We start from the raw sequence: 2,344 nt of genomic DNA, 5'->3' as shown, positions 1-2,344 counted from the left end.
CAACCAAGCAGCAGCCACCCCGTGAGCAGCAGAAGAAGACTTTACCTTCATCGCAAACACAAGTCAAACCGACCGTGAATACAAAGTAAACTCTCCCCCACATCACCACAACAGCGATCACATCGCCCTGTCGCGCTGACCCCGGATACATTACACACACTTCTCACATAAAGCGAACCTGCAGGTCACAACGCCTTTCTAGTGTATTTCCGAGCTAATAGAAAACCATAACCCTAGAGTCTCACTTAAAGCTGTTCCGCAATGCATTCGTTCAGCGGCTTCCCACGCACACTCACGAGTTATCTCAGCAAAGTGACGTGACCCGATGGCCTCGTCGTAAAGCGAGATGGAGCGAAACCACCCCAATAGAAAGCTCCAGTGAGGAAAACCTGGACTAGGGAACTAAAGTCGAACTGTGACTACATCAACGAAGACCGATACTCAGACGGTTCATCCGGTCGATGAGTATCCGGGCCATGTGAAACTGCTTGTACTCGGCTTTCAACATGTGCTCGCCGCGTATGCAGGCGCGGTGGCAGTCCCGCTTTTCGTGGGCTGGGCACTTGTGGATGCCGGGCGTATGTCCCCGTCCGATATTCCGCACCTAATTGCTGCGGACCTGTTTGTTGCAGGCATCGCCACCATCGTACAGTCGGTGGGTATTTGGCGATTTGGTGTGCGACTACCACTGATTCAGGGCTGTACCTTCTCTGCCGCGATTCCGATGGTTACTATCGGATCGCAATACGGCGTACCCGCAATCTACGGTTCGGTGATTGCATCGGGCATTTTCATGATGCTCTTTGCACCGCTTTTTGCGTCGCTTCTACGCCTATTTCCGCCGTTGGTCACTGGCACGGTGCTATTGATTATCGGCACGACGCTTATGCCAGTCGCAGCCGACTGGGTTGGTGGCGGTGCTGAAGTCAAGGACACTCCAGATTTCGGCGCACCTCAAAACTTGGCAGTAGCTGCGTTTGTGTTGGTCTTAATTCTCAGTATTGAGCGATGGGCACCAGAATGGCTCGCCCGCATTGCCGTTCTAGTGGGCATGATCTCCGGATTGCTGCTATGCATTCCATTGGGAATGGTGGATTGGTCTGGAACTAAGGACTCACCAGTCTTCGGGTTGACGCATCCATTCTACTTTGGCATGCCTGAATTCGTCCTCTCGGCTGTATTTGCCATGTGCATTGTTTCGCTTGTGACTATGGTCGAAGCGACTGGCGACGTACTTGCAATCGGCGAGATTACCGAATCCGAGATTGATAATCACCGTATTGCCGACACACTGCGTGCCGACGGTGCTGCGACCGTAATTGGCGGTATTTTCAATACCTTCCAATACACGGCGTTTGCCCAGAACATTGGCGTCCTATCCATCACGGGCGTACGTTCCCGATGGGTTACCGCAGCTGCAGGTGGAATGCTGCTGATCCTGGGTTTGATTCCAAAGACGGCCGCTCTCGTTGCCGCTATCCCAGCTCCAGTTTTGGGAGGTGCCGGTATCGCCTTGTTCGGTATGGTCGCAGCATCGGGCGTCCGCACTCTATCCAAGGTTACGTTCACTGAATCCAACGTGATTGTCGTGGGTATTCCGTTGGCATTGGCATTACTTCCTGCTGTATCGCCCGAACTATTCTCCGGACTACCGGCATGGGCGCAAACGTTTATGGCTTCAGGTATCTGCGTAGGTTCCGTCGCTGCTATCATCTTGAATCTTTTGTTCAACACCGCCGACCGTGCACCGCACGCCGTTACTCCGAGTGCTCACGACACCTTCCGCGGAGGTATTAACTCTGAAGATAAGGACCACGACGGCTACGGAGACGTCCCGTCGGCTAAGCCGAGCAGTAATAACTAACCTCGGTACTTTGATTAGCGCGACTGCATAGCTTAATCCCAGACAGGGCTAACTTAACTAAATACGACACCCTCCCGTATGGGCGCAGGCAATACCTCACCTATACGGGATTTTCTTTTGGCGTGATCGAGGACGCCGCCACAGCATCTCGTAGGTACGAGTCGAAGATCAGAGCTGACTACTAAGTAAGCGTATGTCTCCCTATTTGGACAGCTTGGTAATAAAGCCTCAATTGGACTGGGGTATCAGTATGTAGGGATGAGTGGCGGTGATAGTCACAGAAGTGCAATGGATGAATCGCACACGCCACCAAGCTAAGAGCCAGAATTCGAGGAGCCTCCGCGACCGGTCTACTGCGCACCGGGCCCCTTCCAAATACCCACAACCAAGCAAAATCAATGGCTATCACCGAGACATAAGCTACGACATCTATCGATTGAATGTTGTTTACTTGTGGGTAAAACAAAAGCGGGCCGCGGC

General features: G+C 52.7%; 1 protein-coding gene. It reads left to right on the top strand.

The window, feature by feature from the left end; all coding sequences use genetic code 11:
* Nucleotides 1-415 precede the first annotated feature (415 nt).
* A complete protein-coding gene (locus HMPREF3135_RS06900; protein WP_070429049.1) occupies nt 416-1,864 on the top strand; it encodes a nucleobase:cation symporter-2 family protein in 1,449 nt (482 codons plus the stop codon).
* The last annotated feature ends 480 nt before the right edge of the window (nt 1,865-2,344 follow it).

Source organism: Corynebacterium sp. HMSC14H10 (genome assembly GCF_001807105.1).
Lineage (GTDB): Bacteria > Actinomycetota > Actinomycetes > Mycobacteriales > Mycobacteriaceae > Corynebacterium > Corynebacterium jeikeium_D.
Note: the sequence above shows the minus strand (reverse complement) of the source record. Positions and strands in the feature narration are given on the sequence as shown.